Below are 6,594 nucleotides of genomic sequence, written 5' to 3'. Positions count from 1 at the left end.
CCGACCACCATGGATGCGGACTAATTAAACCGCCAACTGGTCAATTTACTCAGATACGCCTCGCACCGAAATGCGGATGCGCATTCTGATCAGTGGGCCCACCATGGGTCGCCCACCGGGTATGACCGATCCCCACCGAGGCCGCCCGCATCGGGGCCTCCTGAATCTCGGCCACCAGATTCGCCAGCTTCCCGGACTTCTTCCGGCCCTCGATCACACCATCAGCCACCACAGCCACACCAGCAGAGTCATAACCCCGGTACTCCAACCGCCGCAGACCCTCCAACAACACGTCCAAGGCCTGGTGCTCAGCGATCTTCTCCGGCACCCCGATATAACCAACAATTCCACACATGACAGCAAGCTTACGATAGGGGTCGGCATTTCTAAGTCCTGACGCAATCTGGGTCTGATATAAACCTAGATGGACCAATCTATGCCGACCTAACCGGCACTATAGGGGGAAAGATGCACGCTCCGGAGGGCGCTCACACGCTCGCAGTTATCGGGCAAGGCTATGTAGGCCTGCCAGTCGCACAGGCCGCGTCAGCTACCGGGCTAAAGGTATACGGCCTAGAGATCGCACCCGGTCGCGCCGAAGCACTCAACAAGGGCATTTCCCATGTCGACGACATCAGCAACGAAGACATCGAGCGAATGCTCCAGAGTGGATACACCGCGACAAACGACGCCTCAGTCATTCGTCAAGCCAACATAGTCGTAATCTGCGTCCCTACCCCGCTCGACGAGGGCGGTGGCCCTGACCTTAGTGCTGTCGAAGCTGCCAGCGCCAGCATCGGAACAAATCTCACGCCGGGCACCACCGTGGTGCTGGAGTCAACGACCTACCCAGGAACTACTGAGGACGTGGTTCTCCCCATCCTTGAGCAAACCTCTGGCATGCAGCACGTGCCACCCGGCTCTGCAAGCGAAGTCGGCTTTTACCTCGCTTTCTCACCTGAGCGGATCGATCCCGGCTCGAAGAACTGGACTATCGTGAACACCCCGAAGCTTGTGGGCGGAATCACTCCTGAAGCAACCGAGAAGGCCACAAAGTTCTATCAGCGCTTCATCGAGACAGTCGTACCCTTATCCGGCACAAAAGAAGCAGAAACCGCCAAACTGCTCGAGAACACGTACCGCCATGTCAACATTGCCCTAGTCAACGAGATGGCAAGATTCTGCCACGATCTCGGAATCGACATCTGGGAAGTCATCCGCGGCGCATCTACTAAACCTTTTGGCTTCCAGAAATTCACCCCTGGTCCCGGTGTAGGCGGACATTGCATCCCCATTGATCCCAACTATCTAAGTTTTCAAGTCAAGAAAACGCTAGGGTATCAATTTCGTTTCGTGGAGCTCGCCCAGGAGATCAACAACTCCATGCCCTCCTATGTAGTCGGACGCATTGCCGACCTCCTGAACGAACAGGGCAAAGCCCTCAATGGCGCCCAAGTCCTTCTACTGGGCGTAACGTACAAACCTGATATCGCAGACCAAAGAGAATCACCCGCCACACCTCTAGCTGAAGTCCTGGCTACTAAGAACGCCAGAATTTCTTTCCACGATCCCTTAGTTGAAGACTGGAAGCTTAACGGCCGCACTATACATCGCGCACCAGATCTCTACGCTGCCGCCTCCCAGTCAGACATAGTCATACTGCTCCAGAACCACTCAAGCTATAATATCGAAAAACTGACTTCCGTTTCACCAATCTTCCTGAACACCAGAGGGAAATCACCAGGGCAACCAAATTCCCACTCCCTCTAGGGGATTTTAACCCAACAAATAATAGATATTCAATCTACCGAACTCTTGGTTCCAACAAGATTCTCTTATTGATAGATGATCAACGCTCACCCTGAGGAGCCGTCCAGACACCTCCACCATAAGGTCGGCAAACCGGGGAGAAGGTCTATGACAAGGCTTGCCCAACGAGGGGAGACCAGACTCCATGCCCTACCAGTGGGGCCCTCACCGCATCAGCGCACGCTTGGGCATTCCCCGCTCCACGGTGGGCAGGGTGCTTACCCGGTACCGGATGCCCAGGTTGGAGTGCCTTGATCAGGCCACTGGGCTGAACCGGCCTGGGTCTGGTGGAGGGTGTGATCTAGCTAGGAGAATGAGATCATGCCAGCACGTTCCCACTACGACCCTGAGACCCAGGCCCGAGCGGTGCGTATGTACGCGGACCGGCTCGAAGAGGGTGATGGGATCTCTAAGGCCCAGGCTCGCCGTGAGATCGGTGAGGTACTGGGCATCAACCCAGCCACATTGAAGAACTGGATCGTCCGCGATCTGGAAGCACCAGGCTACTCGCCATCTGAGATCAAGGACCGCGATGCCGAGCTTGCCGCGCTGAAGGCCGAGAACGCCCGGCTGAAGAGGGCCAATGAGATCCTGCGGACCTCCTCGGCTTTTTTCGCCGCAGCGGAGCTCGACCGCAAACTGTCACGGTAATCGCCTACATCCGCCAATACCGGCACCGGTTCGGGGTCGAGCCGATCTGTACTGTGCTCACTGAGCACGGCACCCAGATCGCCCCGTCCACTTTCTACGCACATCAGTCCCGCGGCTTCAGCCTCACTGACCGTGAGCTCGCTGATGCCTACGACGCCAATACCCTGCATACCCTGTGGGTGAAGAACCGGAGCCTCTATGGGCGTCGGAAGCTGTGGAAAGCTGCCCATCGCGCTGGGCTGGGGTGGGGTCGGGACCGGGTGGAGAGGCTGATGCGCATCACTGGAATCAGCGGCATCCGCCGCGGGCACCGCCGCACGGTCACTACTACCTCAGATCAGTCAGCACCGCGGTATCCAGACCATATTCGCCGGCGCTGGAAGCACCCCACTCGGCCGGATCAGTGGTGGGTAGCCGATTTCACCTACGTCTGGACCACAGCCGGGTTCTGCTACGTGTCCTTCATCACTGATGTGTTCTCACGGATGATTCTGGGCTGGAGAGTCTCCACCAGCAAACAGACCATACTGGTCCAAGCGACTTTGGAGCAGGCGCTGTTCACCCGACGGCGGACCCGATTCCAGTTCACCGCTGAGGGCCTGCTCCACCATTCGGATGCAGGCCCTCAAGGCGGATTCAATTGGTCGTCGCAACACCCCGATTTGAGGAGTGTTGATGGGACGACCAGCCGGATGGCTGAAAGAGCTGACGGGACGATCGGCCATGATCTCCCCGGGAGCACCGAAGACCAGGCGGAGTGTCGAAAGAGAGTTCTGGAAGGCAATCCAGAGGGGCGAGTCCTCGGAAGACGCGGCGGTATCGGTGGGTGTGTCATCGGCGGTCGGAGCGCGTTGGTTCCGGCAGGGTGGCGGTATGCCTATGATCACACTCGCCGAGCCTGGCCGCCGGTATCTGTCATTCGTCGAGCGTGAGGAGATCGCGCTCATGCGTGTCGAGAAGAAGGGTGTCCGCGAGATTGCTCGCCGATTGGGTCGGAATCCGGCGACGATCTCGCGTGAGTTGCGCAGGAACGCAGCTACCCGTGGTGGGAAGCTCGAGTACCGGGCATCGGTGGCGCAGTGGAAGGCCGAACTGATCGCCCGTCGCCCGAAGCCCGCTAAACTCATCACGAACCCGAGACTGCGTGCCTATGTCCAGGAGCGTCTCGACGGGAACGTGCACTTGCCCGATGGGACCGTCGTCGACGGACCCGAGACCCAGGCATGGCGGGGACGGAACAAGCCACACAGACAGGACCGGAAGTGGTCGCTGGCGTGGAGTCCGGAACAGATCTCGCACCGGTTGAAGATCGATTTCCCCGATGATGGTTCTATGCGGATCAGTCACGAAGCGATCTACCAGGCCCTCTACATCGAGGGACGCGGGGCGCTCAAACGCGAGCTCGTGGCCGCGCTGCGAACCGGACGGGCTTTGCGTAAGCCCCGATCCCGGTTGCAGAACACGCCGCAGGGGCACGTCACCGCTGATGTGGTGATCTCTCAGCGGCCTGCAGAGGCTGCTGATCGTGCGGTGCCTGGGCATTGGGAGGGGGATCTGATCATCGGGGCGAACCGATCGGCGATCGGCACGCTCGTGGAGCGCAAGTCCCGGTCGACCTTGTTAGTGCACTTGCCCAGACTTGATGGGTACGGGCAGCAGCCGAGGGTGAAGAACGGGGCTGATGCAGGGATGGGTGACAGGTGGGGTTTCTTGGTCAGGCCGCTAATGTCAGGGCCTGGGTCAGTAATTTCTCCTCGAATGCCACGGGGGTCAATTTCCCCAGTTCCTTCTGCTTCCTTCTTCGGTGATAGGTCCTCTCGATCCACCGGACCATGGTCGTGCGCAGCTCCTCGCGGGTGGCCCAGGGCTTCGCGTCGAGGACGTTGTTCTGCAGTAGGCTGAAGAAGCTCTCCATCGCGGCATTGTCGCCTGCGGCCCCGACTCTGCCCATCGAGCCGACCAGGCTGTGATGCTCCAGAGCCCGGAGGAATTTCTTTGCTCGAAATTGAGACCCGCGGTCGCTGTGGACTATGCATCCGCCCACCTCGACACCGGCACGGCGGCGGTTGGCGATGGCGTTGTTCAGCGCTCTAACTGCCAGTGAAGCCTTCATCCGGTGATCGATGCTGTAGCCGATGATCCTGCGGGAACAGGCGTCCTTGACCGCGCAGAGATAGAGCTTGCCCTCACCGGTGTGGTGTTCGGTGATATCGGTGAGCCACACGGTGTTCAGTTCCTTGACGCTGCTGAACTGCCGGCGCACCAGATCATCATGGACCGGCGGCCCAGGGCGGGTGCCCTTACCCTTCTTGCGCTTGCTGATCACCGAGAACATCCCTTGGGCATTGCACAACCGCCAGGCGGTGCGGTGGGCCATCGGGTAGCCGGCTTCTTCTGCTTCGTCGGCCAGGTACCGGTACCCGAACTCAGGATCATCACGATGAGCATCGATCAGGGCATTGAGCCGATGGGCATCTTCCCACTCGGCATCGGTGATGGGGTTGGCCAGCCACCGGTAGTAGGGCTGGCGGGCGATCTTCAGCACCCGGCACGTCACCGCCACAGGGATTCCTGCAGCGGCGAGATCGCTCACGAGCGGGTACTTCTGTAATGGGTATTGGCCAGCCTGTGGCCGGCTGAGATGCTGAGTTCAGTCTCAGTGCGTGACCCCGGGTATTTCCGACCCTCATGAGGCGTTCAAGGGGTGTCTTGAAAATGACGTGTCCGCACTGGGCTGGGCTCGGCTTCTGCGCGCAGATGCCTTGATTAGAAGCCTGTCCGACCGCCGAGGAAACAGTGGTTGTGACTCATTACAGATGTGGACTCTGAGCGACCCCACGAGCCGGGCTGACCTTATCCGCTCTATGTCCTTGGAGGATGATTATGGTTTCCGTCGTTGAAGCTTTCGACTACGTCGTGAAGCGCCCCGGGTTCTGTGGAGACTTCCAAACCAGGAAAAATGGGAGTCACTATGCCAGCACGACCGAAGTACAGCCCTGAGCTGAAGGAGCGCGCCACCAGGATGGCGCTGGATCTACGCAAAGACCCGGCAATGGCCAAGGGAGCAGTCCGTCGGGTCGGTGAGCAGCTGGGAGTCCACCCCGAGGCGCTGCGCACCTGGGTGCGTCAGGCCGAGATTGACGGTGGGGTGGCCCCGGGCCGCACCTCCGAGGACACCCAGCGGATCGCGGAGTTGGAGCGGGAGGTCCGGGAGCTGCGTCGGGCCAATGAGATCCTGCGGACTTCAGCGGCTTTTTTCGCCGCCGCGGAGCTCGACCGCAAAACCAAGTAGCCCACCACGACCAGAGGCACGCCCAGCCCGTTGAGTCTGATGCGGGTTGGGAGGTGCCTACTCAGGTAGCCGTTGATTACATCGACGCTTACCGCCACCAGGTGGTGGAGGGCACTGCGCTGGGAGTCGAGTCGATCTGCCGGGAGCTTCGATCCTCTGGGGTGCAGATCGCTTCCAGCACCTACTACGCCGCCAAATCTCGTTCACCCTCAGCCCGTTCCCGCCGGGACGCGGAGCTGGTGCCGCTGATCCGGCGGACCCATGCGGAGAACCTCGGGGTCTACGGTGCCCGGAAGATTCATGCCGAGCTCAACCGTAAAGGCACTGCGGTGGCCCGGTGCACCGTGGAGCGGCTGATGCGCGCCGAAGGTATCCGCGGACTGCGCCGAGAAAGAGCACCGAAGACCACTATCAGTGAAGGAGATCAGAACCCGATGAGGCCAGCAGACCTCGTTGACCGCACATTCGCCGCCGCAGCCCCTAATCGGCTCTGGGTAGCGGATCTGACCTATATCCGCACCTACTCCGGGTGGGTCTATGCCGCTTTCGTGTTGGATGTCTTCAGCCGCATGATCGTGGGCTGGCAGGTGTCCACTTCGCTGCGGACTGATCTGGCCCTGGACGCCCTGGATATGGGCCTGTGGGCCCGCCGGCGGGCAGGGCAGAACCTGGAGGGCCTGGTCCACCATTCGGACCGAGGGGTTCAGTATCGAGCGATTCGCTACACCGAGCGCCTGGATGAAGCAGAGGCTGTGGCCTCGGTGGGATCGAAGGGCGATTGCCTCTTAACCGGCTAAAGTACTTGTTCCTGCTTGTCAGCGACACTCCGCAGAATCGGTCTA

Annotated in this window: 2 protein-coding genes, 6 pseudogenes and 1 other annotated feature; of the genes and pseudogenes, 6 read left to right on the top strand and 2 right to left on the bottom strand. The window is 60.1% G+C overall.

Annotated elements, in window-relative coordinates; all coding sequences use genetic code 11:
- Positions 1-70: 70 nt before the first annotated feature.
- Positions 71-355, bottom strand: a pseudogene (locus GNZ21_RS00045) (glutamine--fructose-6-phosphate transaminase (isomerizing)); the annotation flags it as partial.
- A gap of 113 nt (positions 356-468) precedes the next feature.
- Between GNZ21_RS00045 and GNZ21_RS00040 the strand changes: the two are divergent.
- The 4 genes and pseudogenes from GNZ21_RS00040 to GNZ21_RS00020 all read left to right on the top strand — a co-directional run.
- Positions 469-1,770 (top strand): nucleotide sugar dehydrogenase, encoded by a 1,302-nt coding sequence (locus GNZ21_RS00040; RefSeq protein ID WP_157320175.1) that lies wholly within the window; start codon positions 469-471, stop codon positions 1,768-1,770.
- Between the two features lie 193 nt (positions 1,771-1,963).
- Positions 1,964-2,080, top strand: a pseudogene (locus GNZ21_RS00035) (IS481 family transposase); the annotation flags it as partial.
- A 50-nt stretch (positions 2,081-2,130) separates the two neighbouring features.
- A pseudogene (locus tag GNZ21_RS16400) lies at positions 2,131-3,089 on the top strand (IS3 family transposase); the annotation flags it as partial.
- Positions 2,415-2,546: a sequence feature (AL1L pseudoknot), on the top strand. Its footprint overlaps the pseudogene before it by 132 nt.
- Before the next feature lie 46 nt (positions 3,090-3,135).
- Positions 3,136-4,155 (top strand): annotated as a pseudogene (locus GNZ21_RS00020) (IS30 family transposase); the annotation flags it as partial.
- Between the two features lie 19 nt (positions 4,156-4,174).
- On the opposite strand, the pseudogene GNZ21_RS00015 reads toward GNZ21_RS00020, so the two are convergent.
- A pseudogene (locus GNZ21_RS00015) lies at positions 4,175-5,074 on the bottom strand (IS3 family transposase); the annotation flags it as partial.
- A 345-nt stretch (positions 5,075-5,419) separates the two neighbouring features.
- On the opposite strand from GNZ21_RS00015, the pseudogene GNZ21_RS00010 reads away from it, so the two are divergent.
- Positions 5,420-5,749 (top strand): annotated as a pseudogene (locus GNZ21_RS00010) (transposase); the annotation flags it as partial.
- A gap of 56 nt (positions 5,750-5,805) precedes the next feature.
- Complete coding sequence (locus GNZ21_RS00005; protein WP_157320164.1) at positions 5,806-6,549, top strand: IS3 family transposase; 744 nt, start codon at positions 5,806-5,808, stop codon at positions 6,547-6,549.
- The last annotated feature ends 45 nt before the right edge of the window (positions 6,550-6,594 follow it).

This window comes from Nesterenkonia alkaliphila, assembly GCF_009758175.1.
Taxonomy (GTDB): domain Bacteria; phylum Actinomycetota; class Actinomycetes; order Actinomycetales; family Micrococcaceae; genus Nesterenkonia; species Nesterenkonia alkaliphila.
Note: the sequence above shows the minus strand (reverse complement) of the source record. Positions and strands in the feature narration are given on the sequence as shown.